The organism is Catellatospora methionotrophica, assembly GCF_011297335.1.
Lineage (GTDB): Bacteria > Actinomycetota > Actinomycetes > Mycobacteriales > Micromonosporaceae > Catellatospora > Catellatospora methionotrophica.
On the sequence record NZ_JAAOTJ010000027.1, the window covers coordinates 48,952 to 66,470 of the forward strand.

A 17,519-nucleotide genomic window follows, 5' to 3' on the forward strand; every position below is an offset into this window, starting at 1 on the left:
AGGTCACTCTACTTCGAGCCGGACGGCGGGCAGCGCGGTCATCGCGGCGACCTCGGTCGCCATCGGCTCGGCCAGCACGAGGTCGTTGACCCAGCCGTGGCCGGGCAGCTGCGCGTACGGCTGCACCTCCAGCCACGGGCGCAGCACGAACGCGCGCTGGTGGGCGTGCGGGTGCGGCAGGGTCAGCTCGGGGGTGTCGCGCAGGATCGGCTCGCCGTCGGCGGCGAACGCGGCGACCAGGTCCACGTCCAGGGTGCGCGGGCCGTACCGGCGGGCCTGATGGCGCACCCGCCCGGCCTCGTGCTCGATCGCCTGCGCGGTGAGCAGCCACTGCTCCACGGCCGGTGCGCCGCGTACGAGCACGGCGGCGTTGTAGTACGCCGGCTGCTCCGTGTCGCCCCACGGCGGCGTCTCGTGGACGCCGCTCACCGCCAGCAGCTCGCCTTCCTCGGCGAGGCGGCGCACCGCGAAGCGCAGATGGTCGGCGCGGTCGCCGAGGTTGCTGCCTATCGAGAAGACCACCGAAGTCACGACCGATATTCTCGCAGCGTGGCAGCCGACCTGATGCACGCGACGCCGCCGGTGGTGATGGGGGTTCTCAACGTGACCCCGGATTCCTTCTCCGACGGCGGCCTCTACGACGACCTCGACGCCGCCGTACGGCACGGGGTGCAGCTGCGGGAGCAGGGCGCGCACCTGGTGGACGTGGGAGGCGAGTCGACCCGGCCGGGGGCGCTGCGCGTCGACGCGGACACCGAGATCAAGCGGGTGGTGCCGGTCATCGCCGCGCTGACCGCCGCCGGAGTGCCGACCAGTGTGGACACCACCCGCGCCGCGGTCGCCGAGGCCGCGGTCAGGGCCGGGGCGGCGGTCGTCAACGACGTCTCCGGCGGGCTCGCCGACCCCGACATGCGCCGCGTCGTCGCCGCCGCCGGGTGCCCGTATGTCGTCATGCACTGGCGCGGGCACTCCGCCGACATGCAGGCGCTGGCCACCTACCGCGACGTGGTGGCCGAGGTGCGTGACGAGCTGTCGCGCCGCGTCGACGAGGCGCTGCGCGCGGGCGTCGCGGCCGACCGGCTGATCGTCGACCCTGGGCTGGGCTTCGCCAAGTCCCCCGAGCACAACTGGGCGCTGACCCGGCACCTGGACCGGATCATCGACCTGGGCCTTCCCGTGCTGTTCGGAGCCAGCCGCAAGTCCTATCTCGGCCTGCTGCTCGACGGCCGCCCCGCCCCGGACCGCGACGCCGCCACCACCGCGACCAGCGTGCTGGCCGCCGCGGCAGGAGCCTGGGGCGTACGCGTACACGACGTGCGCTCGACCGCCGACGCCCTCGCGGTGTGGCGGGCCACCGGCAGCCCCCGGCTGCGCTACGAAGGCTGACCATGGACCTCATCACGCTCACCGGCCTGCGGGTGCGGGGCAATCACGGCGTCTTCGACTTCGAGCGGCGCGACGGGCAGGACTTCGTGATCGACGTGGAGCTCGGGCTGGACCTGCGCCCCGCCGCCCACAGCGACGACGTCGCCGACACCGTGCACTACGGCGAACTGGCCACACGGCTGGCCGAGATCGTGGCGGGGCCGCCGGTCGACCTCATCGAGACCCTCGCCCAGCGGCTCGTCGATGCCTGCCTGGCCGATTCCCGCGTGGCACGGGCCAGGGTGACCGTCCACAAGCCACAGGCCCCGATCCCGCTGACCTTCACCGACGTCAGCGTGACGATGACCGGGACAAGGTGACGGCCGGACATCCGACACCCGCCACCACCTGCATAGCTTGTCGGGTCGGTGGGGGCACCGTACGCTCTGCTATGGATCGAACACCGGTCCTAGACAACCGCAGAACCCCGGCGCTCCACTACGAACTGTGATCGACACGAAGCAGGGTGTCATCGGCTGCATCCCACCGCTGAGGACCCCCATCAGTAAGGCTTAAGCAATTGCAGCGCCGGTCGCGCACCGGGGAGGTACCGAATGATCGCCATGGAACTGGTCCAGGCGGCGTGGAACCATGCCACGCCGACCCTCGGCATGATCGCCGATGCGATCCAGGCGGCCCCCGATGAGCCCAAGGGCGGCATCGCGACCAACGACATCCTCACCTTCTTCGCCACGAAGATCTCTCCGATCCTGCTGGCGATCCTCGGCGTCATCTTCATCGGCCGGGCCAGCAAGGGTGAGGTCTCGAAGGTGCTCACCAGCTCAGCGATCGCCATCATCGGCGTCGCCTTCATCGTCGGCGCGGGCGCGCTGCTGCTCGTCGGCGAGAACCTCATCGACATCATGTTCGAGTAGGCGGTAGCGATGCGGCTGCGTACGGACGACGACATCTACCGGGCACGGCTGGTCTACCTCGGCCCACCCGGCTACACGCTCCCCGTGCAGTTGCCGTACGCCCAGTACGGCCTGTTCGTGCTGCTCGTGCCGCTCTACATGGGCGCGCACTGGCTGTTCACCCAGGAGTTCGAGATCTTCCCGACCTGGGAGATCGCGCTCGCCATCGTGACCACGTCGTACATCTTCCGCCACGTCGACCCCGACCGGCCCGCGCGGATGGTCATCCGCACCGCGCTCACCGACTGGAAGCGCACCCGCGAGCCGGTCATCGAGCGCCGCGACCCGCGCCTGGTCGCCCGCCGCGTCGTCGTGCGGCAGGCGATCACATGACCAGCAACGATACCGAGTACGACCTGGACGACGCGGTATCCGACGTCGTCCCGTCCGTCGAGGGAACCGCCGCGACGGGCCCCGTCGCCGTGTTCCAGCCGCCCCGCCGCCGCGAGCCCGCCGAGCCGGAGGGCCCCGCCGAGGAGGAGGGCGGCCGCCCCGAGGCGCGCACCGCCGACATCCGCAACGCGGACCTGCGCAGCGACCTGCAGAGCGCGGCCGGTCGCGCCGCCGCCGAGATGCGCGCCGCCGCCGAAGCCGCCACCCAGGCGCAGCGCGAACGGGCCGCGTCCTCGCGCCGCGACCACGAGCCGCCGCCCGCCCCGTCCGGCCCCGACATAGAGTCGCCGTTCCTGGAACTGTTCGACTCCGAGGCCGCCGACCCCGGATCGGTCGGCCTGTCCACCACGCCGTTGCGCCCCACCCCGCCCGGACGCGGCCCCACCGCGACCGACCAGCCCACGGGACGCCCCGACGGGACGTCGCCGTCCGCGCGCACCGGACCGACCCGAACCGACAGCCGCCCGAGCAGTGCCCAGCAGCGGCCCGGGCGCGCGGACACGCCGCCGGTCGCCCCGCCACCGGTGGCGCCGCCGCCGACCGCACCGCCCGCCGGTTCGCCCGGCCGACCGGCCACCGACCGCGGCGGCTACCACGGCACTGCCTCGGACGCGCCCCGCGCGGCCCAGGCCGGCTATCCCGGCACCGCAGACCCGCGCGCCCAGCAGGGCGGCTACGTCGGCGCACCGGAGTCGCACGGCACATCCCCGGGCGGCCGCACCGGTGGCCAGCCCGGTCGCCCGCGCAACGCCCCGGTCAGCGGCGTACCGGTCAGCGGGGTGCCCATGCGCCCCCAGCCCGACCTGCGCAACCGCCCCGTCAGCGCGATGCCGGTCAGCTCCGTGCCGGTCAGCACCGTGCCGCTGAGCAGCCGCCCGCTGCCTCCGCGCGGCACCCCCCAGGCCGCGCCCCGCAGTGCCCCGCCCGCAGCGGCCCAGCGGCAACAACCGGCCAAGGGCCGCGGCAAGCAGGTCAAGCCGCCCGCGCAGCCGAAGGCGTCCCGCGACCGCGACGCCGCCCAGGAACTGGCGATCACCGAGATCGCCGGTCACCTCACGTTCACCCCGCACGCGGTCACCGCGTGGTACATGCTGCCCGAGGTGCGCTGGGCGTTCCGGCCCGACGCCGACCGCGAGTCGCTGCTGTCGGCCATCAGCGAGCAGTACGCCGGCCTCGCCGGGTTCCGCCTGCACCTGCGCCGCACCACCCGGCCGTTCCCGGCCGACCAGTGGGCCGCGCAGCTCGACCAGCTCACCCACCGCCCGCTGCCGCCCGTGCCCGGCGCGCCCGGCTGGGGCGACCACCTCGTCGCCGCCCAGCGGCACCTGCGCGAGATCAACCACAGCGAGGGCCAGACCTACCTCGGCGTCACCTTCGCCCGGCGCGCCCTCGGCGACTCGTTCAGCGAGAAGCTGCTGCGCGCCTTCGGCAAGGGCACCCCCGACTCCGAACGCCGCAAGCTCGGCAAGCAGGTCGAACAGTTCGACGAGGTGCTCGCCGCCTTCGGCATGCGCGGCCAGCGCGCCGCCGCCGGAGAGCTGGAATGGCTGCTCTACCGCTCCGTCGCGCTCGGCATGAGCCCGCCGAACATGCTCGGCTCCGTCGGCCACGGTCGCTGGGACTCCGGCGACCTGCTCGCCCTCACCGAACACATCGAGCGCTACCGCACGCCGTACGGCAGCACGGTCAAGCTCGTCAACCGGATGACCGGCGAGGAACGGCACACCGCCGTGCTCACCGTCGGCCGCATGGAACCCCTCGACATCCCCGAGCGGCACGAGCCCTGGCTGCACTTCCACGAGCGCCTGCCCTGGCCCATGGAACTGTCGTCGCGGGTCGACATCCTCGGACCCGGCGACAGCTTCCGCAACCTCGAACACCGGCTGCGCATGATCCGCTCGCAGCAGCTGGACTACCTCGAGCACGGCATGGACGCCCCACCGGAACTCGAACGCCTCGCCAGCCGCGCGCTGGTCATGGGCGACGAGATGACCACCGGCCTGCCCGTCGACTCGGCTCGCGCCCACGGCTGGCACCGCATCGCCGTCAGCGGCGCCGACCGCGAGGAATGCCTCGAACGGGCCCGCTCCGTCGTCGCGACATACAGCCGCGAACTGCGCGTCTCCCTGCAGCACCCCAAGCAGCAGGACCAGCTCGCCCGCGAGTTCATCCCCGGCGAACCCGTCGCCAACACCGGCTACCTGCGCCGCATGCCGGTCCGGCTGCTCGCCGCCGCACTGCCCCAGGCCGCGTCCGTCGTCGGCGACCGCCGCGGCGACCTGCTCGGCCGCACCGCGGGCACCTGCCGCCGCCCCGTCTTCCTCGACCCGCACTTCCCCATGGAGGTCCGCGAGCGCTCCGGCCTGTCGGTCATGGTCGCCGAACCCGGCGGTGGCAAGTCAACCCTGCTCGGCGCCATGGGCTACCTCAACGCCCGCCGCGGCGTCCAGGTCACCCTGCTCGACCCGAGCGGCCCGCTCGCCCGCCTCGCCTCCATGCCCGAGCTCAAGCCGTACTCCCGCGTGCTCAACCTGACCGGCGGCGAGCAGGGCACCCTCGCCCCGTACTCGCTGATCCCGACCCCGCAGCGCACCGAGTTCGGCCCCGGCGCCGACGGCGACCGCGAATACGAGATCTCCGTCAGCAACGCCCGCGCCGAACGCCGCATGCTGGTCCAGGACATCTGCTCCATGCTGATGCCGCCACAGGTCGCCCGCGAGGCCTCCACGGCCACGCTGCTGCGCCACGCGGTGCGCACCGTGCCCGCCGAGGAGACAGCCACCCTGGACGACGTCGTACGCTGCCTCGCCGGCATCGACGACACCGGCCGCGAACTGGCCAACCTGCTCCTCGACACCGCCGAGATGCCGCTCGCGCTGCTGTTCTTCGGCAGCCCGCCCGGCGACCTGCTCAGCACCGACTCCGCGCTAACCGTCATCACCATGTCCGGGCTGCGCCTACCCGACCTGAAGATCGAACGCGAGTACTGGTCCGCTGAGGAAGCACTCGCGCTCCCGATGCTGCACACCGCCCACCGGCTCGCCGTCCGGCGCTGCTACTCCGGCGACATGCACCAGCGCAAACTCGTCGGACTCGACGAGGCCCACTTCATGGAAGGCTGGCGGTCCGGCCGCTCCTTCCTGGTCCGGCTCGCGCGAGACAGCCGCAAGTGGAACCTCGCGGCACTCGTCGCCTCCCAGAACCCGAAGGACATCCTCGGACTCGACGTGCAGAACCTCGTGTCGACCGTGTTCGTCGGACGTATCGCCCAGGACCCGGAGATCGCCTCCGAGGCGCTGCGGCTGCTCCGGGTGCCGACCGACGTCGGATACGAAGCGGTGCTCGCCTCGCTGTCCGCGCCCGACGCCAACAGTTCCGGCCGGCTCGGATACCGCGAGTTCGTGCTGCGCGACGTCGACAGCCGAGTGCAGCGGGTACGGGTCGACGTGTCATACGTCCAGGGGCTGCTCGAAACCCTCGACACCACCCCGACCGGGCAGGCGGCAGGCCAGGGAGGCAAGCGGTGAAGCGGCTCGTGCCCGCGATCCTCGCCACCATGGTGCTGGCGCTCGGCACGCTGTTCGGCGCACCCGTCCAGGCAGCGGCGGCCAGCGCGACAGCGGTCGCGCCCGGGGACAAGCTGTGCTCGCTGGAGGAATGGACAGCCCGCGGGCTCGACGAGTGCATCAAGCGGCTACAGGAGGTCAGCGCCGCCCGCGTGCAGTGCCTGAGCGCCCCGAACCCGGCCGCCCCGGACTCCGGGCTGGGCGGCTGGTTCGTCAGCAAGCCCACCTGGACGACTGGTGCCGACGGCAGCAGCTATCTGCTCTACAGCGAATACGGCTACGCCGGGTACGACTACACCACGTACGACATCAACTGCGTGCAGACCGTCATGCACCCGGACTACAAGCTGGAGAACACCATCGCCAACGGCGAGTTCATGCTCGCCGCAGGCATCGTCGGTGTCTCGAACGCCCTGCGTGAGCGGGCTTGGGCTCCAGATGAGATGTGGGGCTGGGCCGACCCGCTGGTGGAGAAGGCGACGACCGCGCTGTACAAGCAGGTCTTCAGCGTCTTCGGTGTGATCACGCTGGCCGTCATCGGGGTGTACCTGCTCTGGCGTTCCCGCCAAGCCCAGATGTCGATGGCGCTGACCACGGTCGGTTGGGCCCTTCTGGTCATGGTGGGCGTGACCGCCATCGCGAGCTGGCCCGTCCAGTCCGCGAAGGCCGCCGACAGCACGCTGGTGAGCGTCCTCAGCGTCGTGCACGACGCGGTAGGGCCACGGGCTCAGGCGCCCACGGTCTGTGATGACACGACGCCCGGTGCCTGCGAGGACAAGCGCCCACCGGCTGTGCGAGCAGGCGACACAGCGGTGCAGGCGCTTCTGTACCGCAACTGGCTTCGTGGTGTCCTGGGATCCGCCGATAGCGAGACGGCCAAGAAGTACGGGCCAGCGCTATACCGTGCAAAGTCTCTGAGCTGGGATGACGTTGCGGCGATCCAGGACGATTCGAGTCGACGTGACGGCATCATCCGAGCTAAGCAGAGCGACTGGATGAAGGTCGCTGAGCAGATCAAGACAGAGGACCCGGAGGCCTACGAGTACCTGCGGGGAACCAAGGGAATGGAACGGATTGGTGCGGGTTTCGTCGCGATCCTTTCCGCCTTCTGCTATGCCGCGTTCGACATCGTGGCTTCGTTGCTCGTACTGCTGGGATTCCTCATCATCCGCTGGGCAGTTATCGCCGCACCCGCTCTCGGCACGGTGGGCTTGCTGCGTCCTGCCAGCGCAGGGCTACGTCGGCTGGTGAACTCGGTGCTCGCGGCGCTGTTCAACGTGCTGATCTTCGGGACTGGCGCGGCCGTCTACCTCTTCGCCGTCGACCTCATCATGAGTACTTCGTCCTTGGCGGGATGGCTTCAGGTCACGCTGGTACTGCTATGCGGCGTGGTGGGCTGGATCCTGCTGCGCCCTTACCGTCGGATCACACAGCTCGGCGGAGGCAGCAGCGGCACCTCGTTGCTAACCGCTAGGCCCTCAGCACCTGCGGTCTCCTCGCCGAACGAGCGGACGCCGACCACAGTTGTGGCCCCCGGTAGCACCTCCAGCACTACTGTGCCGGAGGCACGTCCGGAACTTGCGGTCAGCGCGGAGGACCCCGCTGCCGTAGTTCGCGCCGAAGCGCGCGGCGGAGCCGAACCCGTCCGCACGGAAACGTGGCGCTCTCCTGACGTACCCGAGTCGTCTCCCGCCTACGCGGTATACCGACCTGCCACGGTGCCCCATCAGGCGGCTACTCGTGCGGAAGCACGGACAGAACCGACTACGGAGCCGGCACAGCGGGCTGAGCGCCGCTCCGAGACGTGGGCGGAACGGAGCTAGTCATGCTGTCCCGAATTCCCCTACGGCCCCGCACCGTGGTGGCGCTCGGGCTGGCCGCCGTGGTCGCGATGATCGTCGCCCTCGGAAAGCTCCTAGGCGATGCGCCACCACCCGTGACCTCCCCGGCTCAGCCACCCGTTGCATCGCCCAGCGCGGTCGACCCCCATGAGGGCGACGACGGGCTTGTGCAGCTCGATCCGACTCCCAGCCCCATGAAGGCCAACAACGGCCCGCAGGCGATCTCCGTCGCGACCAAATTTGCGCAGCAGTGGATTAAGCACGATCGAAGTGCGGCCGCATGGCTCGACTCCCTGCGACCGCACAGCACTAAGGCGCTTGTCACCGAACTCGACGGCGTAGATCCAGCTGGGGTACCCGCCGACCGGATTACAGGTGCGGCTCGCATGGAAGCACTCGCAGACTCCTTCGTGGAAGTCGTCTTCCCCATCGACGCGGGCCTGCTGCGGTTACGTTTGGTGGCTTCCGGGGGCAAATGGCTGGTGGACGGCGTCGACTGGGAGCGGGTATGAGCACTCTGCCCACGCTCGGCACTCCTCTTCGCGACAAGGGCAAGCGCATAATGCGGCCGAGCGTGATCGTTTCGGTCACTGCCGCGCTTGCGTTGCTGTGCTGTGGCGGAGCAGTGACCGCCGTAGTCTTCGGTGACTTCGCCACCAATAACTCGTCGCTTACGAACTCACTCGGTTGCGGCAGCACCAAAGCCATTAGTATCACCGGGCAGTTCCCGCGAATTGGCCCGTACGGCGAGGACAAGATCCGTAACGCTGCAATCATCATCAAAACTGGGCAAGAGCTCAAAGTGCCGCCACGAGGATGGGTTATCGCTGTTGCAACGGCGATGCAGGAAAGCAGCCTGACTAACCACGGTCACCTCGGTGACAGAAACGACCACGACTCATTGGGACTTTTCCAACAGCGACCTAGTCAAGGCTGGGGTACAGCTGAGCAGATCATGGATCCTGTCTACTCGTCGACGAAGTTCTACAAGAAGCTAATCAAGATCAAAGATTGGGAGGCACTACCACTCACCGTCGCTGCTCAGCGGGTGCAGGTCAGCGCCTACCCGAACGCATATGCCAAGCATGAACCGACTGCGACGCGAATCGTCAATGAACTCGCCGACGGTGCGGCACGCGCCGTCGTGGTCGGAAATCAGCTGAAGTGTGCAGGGTTTGGGCAGATCGCCGCGTCTGGCTGGACAGCTCCAGTGAATGCGGGAGTGTGGTCGGGATTTCGCACCCGCGAAAGGCCAAGCCACAATGGCGTTGACCTGGGCGCGTCACGTCACACACCGATTCGAGCCGCCTCAGCCGGCGTTGTCATCGTAAGCAAATGCGATGTCGGCAACTGCGATCGGGACGGATCTCCCTCCACTCCCGGCTGCGGGTGGTTTGTAGATATTTTGCACGCTGGCCAAGTGATTACGCGTTACTGCCATATGGTCACCAGGCCACTCGTTCGCGTCGGCGAACGCGTCGGTGCTGGCCAGGTCATCGGATACGTAGGTACAAGTGGCCACTCCAGCGGACCGCATCTGCATTTTCAGGTTCACCTCGACGGTGACCGTTCGAACCGCGGCGCAATCGACCCAGTGCCGTTTATGGCCAGCAAGGGTGCTGCCCTCGGAAAGGAGAACGACTCGGCATGACCGAGGCAGACTTCGCGGCATGGGCAGCCGAATGGCGTACGCCACCTGCCCCTATCGTGCCCGTGCCCGCACTTACCGTCATCAGTAGCGGCGGTGTGTTGCGCGGTGCGCGGGTAATGATCGGTCTACCCGGGCACGGTTGGCGCACAGGGTTACGCGGAGACTCGATGATTCGCCAAGGAGCTAGAAGCCTCATCCCCGTCCTAACCGAGGCGGAGTGGTATCGCGCGGAGCGTGAGCGAGTAGAGGTTTTCGCTGCTCTCGTGCCCGTGGAGCGGGTCTGGGTCGAGACGATCAGTACATCGGCGGAGCGAACGGCGAGCACGGACAACCTGACGCTGGTCTCGTTGGACTCACCGCCCACCCGAGTAGCGGTTCCCGCTGAGCTCATGGCAGCTCAGGCGACTGGTCAGTTAACGGGTCGTCGCCTCGTCCAGACCGGTAATGACGGCGAGCAACGAGGGCTCCGGGCGGTCACTGAGGCTCACTCTGGGCCCGAAGGGAATGCGCAAGTTCGGGTGGCGCAAGAACACGAGTGGTACCGGTGGGCCGCCACGGGCCAAGCACCGGCGACCAGAGCAGTTCCTATCTCCGAACTCTGGCTGGAATAGCTAGGGCGAGGCTGAAGCCGACGGAGTCGGCTCCGCGACCCGCTCGGCCGCACATACTCGCCAGCCGTCCTCCGAAACGAGACCGAAGCGCCACACCTCACTACGTTTGCTGATAACTGCGCCGTCTTTACGGCCTGAGATCGTCAGCGTGGTCGTCACGGTCGACTCTTCTTCGTTTACGGCACCCGTTATGGCACCCCAGGTCACGAGTACGACGACGCCGAAGTCTCTCTCTCGTCGATCGAATTCTTCGCGCAGGATCGTGATCGGCACAAGTCCGGCGGGATTACCGCAGACATGAAGATTTACGCCAACTTCGTCCTTCGTTATCAAGGCTGCCCGTAGATACTCGTCGAGAACTACCTTGGGATTGCTGCGGTCGATTTTGGTCGCTTCGTTATACGTCACGAGGGCTGCCACCCCGCCCCCGATTCCGGCGAGCGCCACGATGATCGCCACGATCAGCAGAATCCTTCGCCACCTCAACGATCGCACCATGCTCCACATTCTCGCGTCGCCACCAAGTCTGCCTGTCCGCTACAAGAGCGACGTCTGCCATTGGAGCAAAGCGTCACGCTCTGGCCTCGAACCAGCAGCCACTATGCCGCCACAACTGACCCGCGAGCGTGCCCCTCCGCAACACCGACCTCGTACTGCGGAACCCGCTCATCAGCATGTTCACGTCTCATAGCCAACGACGAGCATCAACACGCCCCTCTGGCAGGGTAGCCGAGCGGACACGCATCGCACAGGCCGTGGTTCCGCTGTGGACGGGACCCGCGTCAGGCCGACCCGTCGTTCAGATTTCCGAACAGCCACAGGCCGCAGCAGCAGAAGATGATCAGCAGCAGGACTACGGCCCCGCCGGCGATGGCGAGCATCATCGGCTTCTTGACCAGGCCGAGCAAGAACGACGGCCGCTTCGGCGGCGGGGTCTCGTACACGCGATGACGATAGCGCGCGGCGCGGGCTGGCACGAGGTGGCGACAGCCCCGTGCGTCACCGCCGAGGAAGCCGCCTGATGGCTCACCCCGTACGCTGGGCGGGTGACCGATTTCGCTGAACTGGATTCCCTGCCCACCGAGGAACTGCGCGAGCGTGCCTTCACGAAGGCGCGCGAGAAGCTGGACATCGGGTTCTTCTGGGACCTGTTCAAGCACCTGCCCACGTCGCCGGAGACCGAGGAGCGGGAACTCGCCGACATCGGTTCGGCGGTCGACGACTCCGTGTCGCTGTGGCGGGAGTTCACCGGGCACGACTACGGCGACCAGGAGCCTCTGATCAGGGCGCGCTTCATCGACTACCTACAGAAGGACGAATAGCTCGGCGTCGACCGATGATCTGTCGGGTTTACTCGGGAGTTGCTTCCGCGTAGTTGCGACAGGTATCGGGCGCTCTGCGCTACCCTCCCCCGGGGAGGACGCAGCGGAGGTGTCGGCGTGCCCGGATTGAACGCACGGATCGACCAGGCGGCGAGCCTGCACCGGCATGCTTCGGCGGTGGTTCAGGCGGCAGCGTCCGCGTTGGACACCTATCTTCCGCCGCCTCGGACCGATCTGGCTGAGCAGCAGGCGCTCGCGCAGCGGCTGCGGGATGCCGCAGTGCGGCTGACGCCGGGCTGGCTGGGTGCGGTGCTGGACGAGGTGCCGGTGGGCACGCCGCTGGGTGATCAGCGGCGGCCTGAGTTCGTGCGGGTCGGGGTGGCCGCGCCGCAGGAGGATGCGCAGTTCCCGGCGGTGTTGCCGCTGCTGGGGACGGGTCATTTGACGTTCAGCGCCGATTCGCGGGATCCGCGGGTGGCGGGGGTGCTGCGGGCGATCCTGTTGCGGCTGCTGGCGACGGCGCCGTCGGGCACGCTGGTGGTGCGGGCGGTGGACGCGGTCGGCGGGGCGCTGTTCGCGCCGTTCGGGGCGCTGGCCGATGCGGGGCTGATGCCGCCGCCGGTCACGGACCGGGCCGGGTTGCAGGCGGTGCTGGCGGAGGCCGAGCATTGGGTACGCCCGAGCCGTCCGGAGGCGCAGCGGCGCCCGACGGCCCGGCCGCGGCGTCGGGACTGCACCATGTTGTTGCTGGTCGCGGCGCTGCCGTCGGATGTGCAGGGTGCGGAGCTGAGCCGGATCACAGCGCTGGCGCAGGCGGGTCCGGCGACGGGGCTGCACCTGATCGTGGCGGGGTGGCCGCCTCCGCCGTTGACACCGGAAACGTCGCTGCCGTCGGCGCAGGCCCCGTTGCCGATGAGTACGCAGATCGCGTTGCGCAACCCGTACGCGCTGCTGGGTGGCATGCCTTTCGCCCAGCCGGCGGTGGGCGGCGGGCCGAGCCCCACGGCGAACTGGCCAGGGCTTTCGGTGCCGGTGCGGCTCGATCCTGATCCGCCCGCCGAGCTGGTGGCGCGGGTGTGCCGGGAGCTCGCGGAACGGTATGCCCTGTCGGGGCAGGTGCATCTGATGGACCTGTTGCCGGATCCGGATCACTGGTGGGCGGAGTCGTCGGCGGCGGGCATGTCGACGACGGCGGGGCTGGCCGGTGATACGCCGATCTCGCTGGTGTTCGCTGATCTGACGCCGCACTGGCTGGTCGGGGGGCGGTCCGGCGGTGGCAAGTCGGCATTCCTGGTGAACGTGCTGTACGGGCTGTGTACCCGCTACGACCCTGACGAGTTGGGGCTGTATCTGCTGGACTTCAAGGCAGGCGGGGCGTTCGGGCGGTTCGTGCCGGGCGCGGCGGGGGGCGAGCCTGATCCGGCGTGGCTGCCGCACGCGCGGGTGGTCGGCTTGGACTGTGATCGCGAGCAGGGCCTGGCGGTGTTGCAGGAGCTGGACGAGGAGCTGGACCGCCGCGAGCAGCTGTGGCAGGAGCTGGGTGTGAAGCGGTTCGCGCAGGCTCGTGAGCAGCGTCCACTGCCGCGGCTGGTCTGTGCTGTGGACGAGTTTCCGGAGCTGCTGGCGGGGTCGGATCCGATCGCGGCGCAGGCGCTGGCGTTGCTGGAGTCGATCGGGCGGCGGGGGCGCACGTACGGCGTGCATCTGATTCTGTGCTCGCAGACGGTGCGCGGCATCGAGGCGCTGCACGTCCGCCGGGACTCGCTGTTCGGGCAGGTGCCGGTGCGGATCGCGCTGCCGGGCGGCGGCGACGTGCTGGAGGCTACTAACGACGCGGCGGCGAGCCTGCCGCTGGGCTGCGCGGTGGTCAACACCGCGGGCGGCCTGGGCGGGCCGCGCGGCGCGATCCGTGGCCACGAGAAGACGGTTCGTTTTCCCGACCCTGACGCTGACGCCCAGGTCCTCGCGGCCCTGCGTCAGCGCCTCTGGCAGGCCCGTGATCCGGCCTCCGGGCCGCCCCTGATCCTCACCGCGCTGTCTCAGGAACCCGCGTGACCGCCCGGGATCGCGGTGCCGCCGGGCAGTCGTCCATGTCGTCCGTGTCGCACCGGCAGCCAGTACGCGGGCTGGGCGGGGCGGGGAAAAGTGAGGGTGGCCGGTGAGCGAGCGGGGTGTGGCCTGGGCGGAGTACCTGGGGGCGGCGGTGCGGTTGGACACCGTACGGCGGGAGGCGGCGGATTCGGCCGCGGGTGAGGTGTCGGCGCTGGCGGCGGCCCGTGACGAGCTGCCGATGGTGCAGGCACGGCTGGGGATGCAGGCGACGCGGCTGGTCGACGCGGCGGATCGGGCCGGGGCTCCGCCGCCGGTGCTGCAGCCGGGGCCGGTGGAGTCGATCGCCGCCGCGGAGGCGGTCGCGGGCGGCCCGGCGGTCGCGCTGGCCGCGTTGCGGCAGGCGGCGGCCAACGTCGAGGTCGCCGACGGGGCGCTGGCACGGTTCGACGACGAGGGCAGCGGGTCGCAGACGGCACGCAACCTGCTGGTGTACGGGCCGCTGGGGCTGGCCGCGCTGCTGGTGCAGCTGGCGGTCGCGGGGCTGGCCGGGGACGGGGCGCAGGTGTTCTTCGCCGCGGTGTGCGGGCTGATCGTCGCGCCGCTGGCGTTCGGTGGCGGGTGGCTGCTCGTCGGCACCGTCTACCCGGATCGGCCGCGGACCGCCGCGGTGGGCGCGTTCGCCTGTATCGCGCCTTCGCTGCTGGCGGTCCTGCTGCTCGCCGTCCTGTGAACGAAAGCGCCCGTCGAGCCGGGAGGCTGGACGGGCGCGGACGATGACGGGTCAGCGGGAGTTGATCAGGGACATCGCTTCGGCGCGGGTCTTCGGGTCCGTCTTGAGGATGCCGCGTACGGCGCTGGTGACGGTGCGGGCCCCGGCCTTGCGGATGCCGCGCATCTCCATGCACATGTGCTCGCACTCCAGCACCACGATCACACCCCGGGCCTGGAGCTGCTCCTGGAGCAGGTCGGCGACCTGCGAGGTGAGACGTTCCTGCACCTGAGGGCGGCGGGCGTACACCTCGACGAGCCGGGCCAGTTTCGACAGGCCGGTGATGCGGCCGTCCTCGCCGGGCAGGTAGCCGACGTGCGCCACGCCACGGAACGGCAGCAGGTGGTGCTCGCACAGGCTGAAGATCGAGATGTCGCGGACGAGCACGAACTCGTCGTGGTCGGCCTCGAACGTCGTCTTGAGCACGTCCGCGGGGTTGGCGCGCAGGCCCGCGAACAGCTCGGCGTACGCGCGGGCCACCCGGGACGGGGTCTTCTGCAGGCCGTCGCGGTCCGGGTCCTCGCCCAGCGCGACAAGGATCTCCCGGACCGCCTTCTCGATACGCGCGAGGTCGACGGTCTCCTCCACCGGAACACCGGTGAGGGAGCCGTCGACCAGGCGGGCGGCGAGATGATCCAGCTCTCGCTCGCCGTTCAGTTCGTGGCCTCCGCGGTCGTCGAGACGGTGATCTCGCCGGTGTCGGTGGCCTGGCCGTTGCTGGCCGACTGCTTCTCCACCTCGGCCGGGGTGAGCACCGGCGGCTGGGTGGACGGGGTGCGCTTGCCGAAACCGTTGAACGGGGCCATCGGCGGCCGCTTGACGACGCGGGCGCAGATGCGCGCCATGTCGGCGGTCGAGATGGTCTCCTTCTCGATCAGCTCCAGCACGATCGCGTCCAGCACGTCGCGGTACTCGACCAGGATCTCGTACGCCTCGTCGTGGGCCAGCTCGATGAGCGAGCGCACCTCGGAGTCGATCTCGGCGGCGACGGTGTCGGAGTAGTCCCGCTCGTGGCCGTACGACCTGCCCAGGAACGGCTCGTCACCGGCGGTGCCGTACTTGACCGCACCGAGCTTCGAGCTCATGCCGTACTGGGTGACCATCGCGCGGGCCAGCGCCGACGCCTTCTCGATGTCGTTGCCGGCACCCGTGGTCGGCTCGTGGAACACCAGCTCCTCGGCCGCCCGACCGCCGAGCGCGTACGCCAGGGTGTCGATCATCTCGGCACGGGTCTGGGTGTACTTGTCCTCGGTCGGCAGCACCAGCGTGTGACCCAGCGAGCGGCTGCGCGACAGGATCGTCACCTTGTGCACCGGCGCGCTGTGCGGCAGCGCCCAGGCCACCAGGGCGTGGCCGCCCTCGTGGTACGCGGTGATCTTCTTCTCGTGGTCCGACATCACCCGGGTGCGCCGCTGCGGGCCGGCGACCACGCGGTCGATCGACTCCTCCAGCGACTCGTTGGTGATGGCGCGCTTGTCCTGGCGGGCGGTCAGCAGCGCCGCCTCGTTGATCACGTTGGCCAGGTCGGCACCGGTGAAGCCCGGCGTACGCCGCGCCACCGCGTCCAGGTCGACGTCGGGCGTGAACGGCTTGCCCTTGCCGTGGACCCGCAGGATCGCCTTGCGGCCGACCATGTCCGGGGTGTCCACCGCGATCTGCCGGTCGAACCGGCCCGGACGCAGCAGCGCCGGGTCGAGGATGTCGGGACGGTTGGTCGCGGCGATCATGATGACGCCGCCCTTCGCGTCGAAGCCGTCCATCTCGACCAGCAGCTGGTTGAGGGTCTGCTCGCGCTCGTCGTGACCGCCACCCATGCCGGCGCCGCGGTGGCGGCCGACCGCGTCGATCTCGTCGACGAACACGATCGCCGGGGCGTTCGCCTTCGCCTGCTCGAACAGGTCACGGACACGCGAGGCGCCGACACCGACGAACATCTCGACGAAGTCGGAACCCGAGATCGAGTAGAACGGCACCCCGGCCTCGCCGGCGACGGCGCGGGCCAGCAGCGTCTTACCCGTTCCGGGCGGGCCGAACAGCAGCACACCCTTCGGGATCTTCGCGCCGAGCGCCTGGTACTTGGCGGGGTTCTGCAGGAAGTCCTTGATCTCGTGCAGCTCCTCGACGGCCTCGTCGGAGCCGGCCACGTCCGCGAAGGTGGTCTTCGGGGTGTCCTTGCTGACGAGCTTGGCCTTCGACTTGCCGAAGTTGAGGACCCGCGAGCCGCCGCCCTGCATCTGCGACATGAACAGCAGCAGCAGGATCACCAGGACGGCGATCGGCAGCAGGCTCACCAGCAGCGACAGGAAGACGCTCTCCTCGGTGACCTCGGTGTCGTAGTCACCCGAGATCTTGCCGGCCTTCTTGGCGGCATCGACCTGGTTGAACATCTCAAGCCCGGCGTCGGCCGGGTACTGAGCCTCGATCTTGTCGGTCTCGACGTCACCGAACTTGGCCTTATTGGCGAGGTCGATCCGGAGCGTCTGCTCCTTGTCCCGGATCTGCACTTCCTTGATCGCACCCGGACCAGCGTTGTTCAGCTGGGCAAGTGCCACCGAGGTGTCCACGGGCTGATAGCTCGGGCCGCTGGTGAAGAGCTGGCTGAGCAGGATCGCGCCGATGGCCACGATGAAGATCCAGAAGATCGGCCGGCGGAAGAAACGCGTACGCTCCATGCTGTTACCGGACGCTTTTGTTCGCGCCCGTGTCCTCCTGATCGATAGAGGCGGTCAGCTCACCGGGCGCGGCCCGGTTAGTCGACGGTACACCGTAGAAACCTTCGGTTGGCTGATGCGTGCTCCCCATCGCACAACGTTCAGCGTTTTCTCAGCTCAGGTCCCCCCCATTCTGGACAAATCACACCTCTGTTCGCTGTGGGCTGACTGGGGGGTGGGGGTGAGGCGGGGGACCGCGTCCGGATCGGTCGCCGCCGCGCCGACCCGCGCCCAGGTCGCCCGCGCGGGCCGGATCTGGGTCGA

Annotated in this window: 17 protein-coding genes; 12 read left to right on the forward strand and 5 right to left on the reverse strand. The window is 69.4% G+C overall.

The window, feature by feature from the left end:
• Positions 1–3: 3 nt before the first annotated feature.
• Positions 4–531: a 2-amino-4-hydroxy-6-hydroxymethyldihydropteridine diphosphokinase gene (gene folK, locus HAV40_RS34350; RefSeq protein ID WP_166388463.1), complete on the reverse strand. Its 528-nt coding sequence runs from the start codon at positions 529–531 to the stop codon at positions 4–6.
• A 33-nt stretch (positions 532–564) separates the two neighbouring features.
• Here folK and folP point away from each other — a divergent pair, with 33 nt between their 5' ends.
• The 9 genes from folP (at position 565) to HAV40_RS39260 (ending at position 10,401) form a co-directional block, all read left to right on the forward strand.
• Positions 565–1,386, forward strand: coding sequence for a dihydropteroate synthase (gene folP, locus HAV40_RS34355; RefSeq protein WP_239086176.1), 822 nt, complete (start codon positions 565–567; stop codon positions 1,384–1,386).
• A 2-nt stretch (positions 1,387–1,388) separates the two neighbouring features.
• The gene (folB, locus tag HAV40_RS34360; RefSeq protein WP_166388464.1) at positions 1,389–1,745 is read left to right on the forward strand and encodes a dihydroneopterin aldolase; all 357 of its coding nucleotides are present in this window, start codon (positions 1,389–1,391) and stop codon (positions 1,743–1,745) included.
• Positions 1,746–1,979: 234 nt separating this feature from the next.
• A complete protein-coding gene (locus tag HAV40_RS34365) occupies positions 1,980–2,300 on the forward strand; it encodes a molybdopterin-binding domain-containing protein (RefSeq protein ID WP_166388465.1) in 321 nt (106 codons plus the stop codon).
• A gap of 9 nt (positions 2,301–2,309) precedes the next feature.
• Entirely contained in the window at positions 2,310–2,672 is a 363-nt protein-coding gene (locus tag HAV40_RS34370; protein WP_166388466.1) for a hypothetical protein, read from the forward strand.
• Positions 2,669–6,259 (forward strand): ATP-binding protein, encoded by a 3,591-nt coding sequence (locus tag HAV40_RS34375; protein ID WP_239086168.1) that lies wholly within the window; start codon positions 2,669–2,671, stop codon positions 6,257–6,259. The genes HAV40_RS34370 and HAV40_RS34375 overlap by 4 nt, the downstream gene beginning before the upstream one ends.
• Before the next feature lie 29 nt (positions 6,260–6,288).
• Positions 6,289–8,121 (forward strand): DMT family transporter, encoded by a 1,833-nt coding sequence (locus tag HAV40_RS34380; RefSeq protein WP_239086175.1) that lies wholly within the window; start codon positions 6,289–6,291, stop codon positions 8,119–8,121.
• A gap of 2 nt (positions 8,122–8,123) precedes the next feature.
• Positions 8,124–8,651: a hypothetical protein gene (locus HAV40_RS34385; protein ID WP_166388467.1), complete on the forward strand. Its 528-nt coding sequence runs from the start codon at positions 8,124–8,126 to the stop codon at positions 8,649–8,651.
• Positions 8,648–9,790, forward strand: a complete 1,143-nt coding sequence (locus tag HAV40_RS34390; RefSeq protein ID WP_239086165.1) for a M23 family metallopeptidase — start codon at positions 8,648–8,650, stop codon at positions 9,788–9,790. Before HAV40_RS34385 ends, HAV40_RS34390 begins: the two co-directional genes overlap by 4 nt.
• Positions 9,787–10,401: a hypothetical protein gene (locus HAV40_RS39260; protein WP_409364964.1), complete on the forward strand. Its 615-nt coding sequence runs from the start codon at positions 9,787–9,789 to the stop codon at positions 10,399–10,401. Before HAV40_RS34390 ends, HAV40_RS39260 begins: the two co-directional genes overlap by 4 nt.
• On the opposite strand, the gene HAV40_RS34395 is transcribed toward HAV40_RS39260, so the two are convergent.
• Entirely contained in the window at positions 10,402–10,860 is a 459-nt protein-coding gene (locus HAV40_RS34395) for a hypothetical protein (RefSeq protein ID WP_166388468.1), read from the reverse strand. It lies immediately after the preceding gene.
• Positions 10,861–11,183: 323 nt separating this feature from the next.
• A complete protein-coding gene (locus HAV40_RS34400) occupies positions 11,184–11,345 on the reverse strand; it encodes a hypothetical protein (RefSeq protein WP_166388469.1) in 162 nt (53 codons plus the stop codon).
• A 102-nt stretch (positions 11,346–11,447) separates the two neighbouring features.
• Here HAV40_RS34400 and HAV40_RS34405 point away from each other — a divergent pair, with 102 nt between their 5' ends.
• The 3 genes from HAV40_RS34405 (at position 11,448) to HAV40_RS34415 (ending at position 14,505) form a co-directional block, all read left to right on the forward strand.
• Positions 11,448–11,723, forward strand: coding sequence for a hypothetical protein (locus HAV40_RS34405; protein WP_166388470.1), 276 nt, complete (start codon positions 11,448–11,450; stop codon positions 11,721–11,723).
• Positions 11,724–11,840: 117 nt separating this feature from the next.
• Positions 11,841–13,778, forward strand: a complete 1,938-nt coding sequence (locus HAV40_RS34410; protein ID WP_239086163.1) for an FtsK/SpoIIIE domain-containing protein — start codon at positions 11,841–11,843, stop codon at positions 13,776–13,778.
• Positions 13,779–13,881: 103 nt separating this feature from the next.
• Positions 13,882–14,505, forward strand: coding sequence for a hypothetical protein (locus tag HAV40_RS34415; protein WP_166388471.1), 624 nt, complete (start codon positions 13,882–13,884; stop codon positions 14,503–14,505).
• 51 nt (positions 14,506–14,556) lie between these two features.
• Here the strand turns inward: HAV40_RS34415 and folE are convergent, their stop codons facing one another.
• Together folE and ftsH are read right to left on the reverse strand one after the other, a co-directional pair.
• Positions 14,557–15,201: a GTP cyclohydrolase I FolE gene (folE, locus tag HAV40_RS34420; RefSeq protein ID WP_166388483.1), complete on the reverse strand. Its 645-nt coding sequence runs from the start codon at positions 15,199–15,201 to the stop codon at positions 14,557–14,559.
• A complete protein-coding gene (ftsH, locus tag HAV40_RS34425; protein ID WP_166388472.1) occupies positions 15,198–17,216 on the reverse strand; it encodes an ATP-dependent zinc metalloprotease FtsH in 2,019 nt (672 codons plus the stop codon). Before ftsH ends, folE begins: the two co-directional genes overlap by 4 nt.
• Between the last annotated feature and the right edge of the window lie 303 nt (positions 17,217–17,519).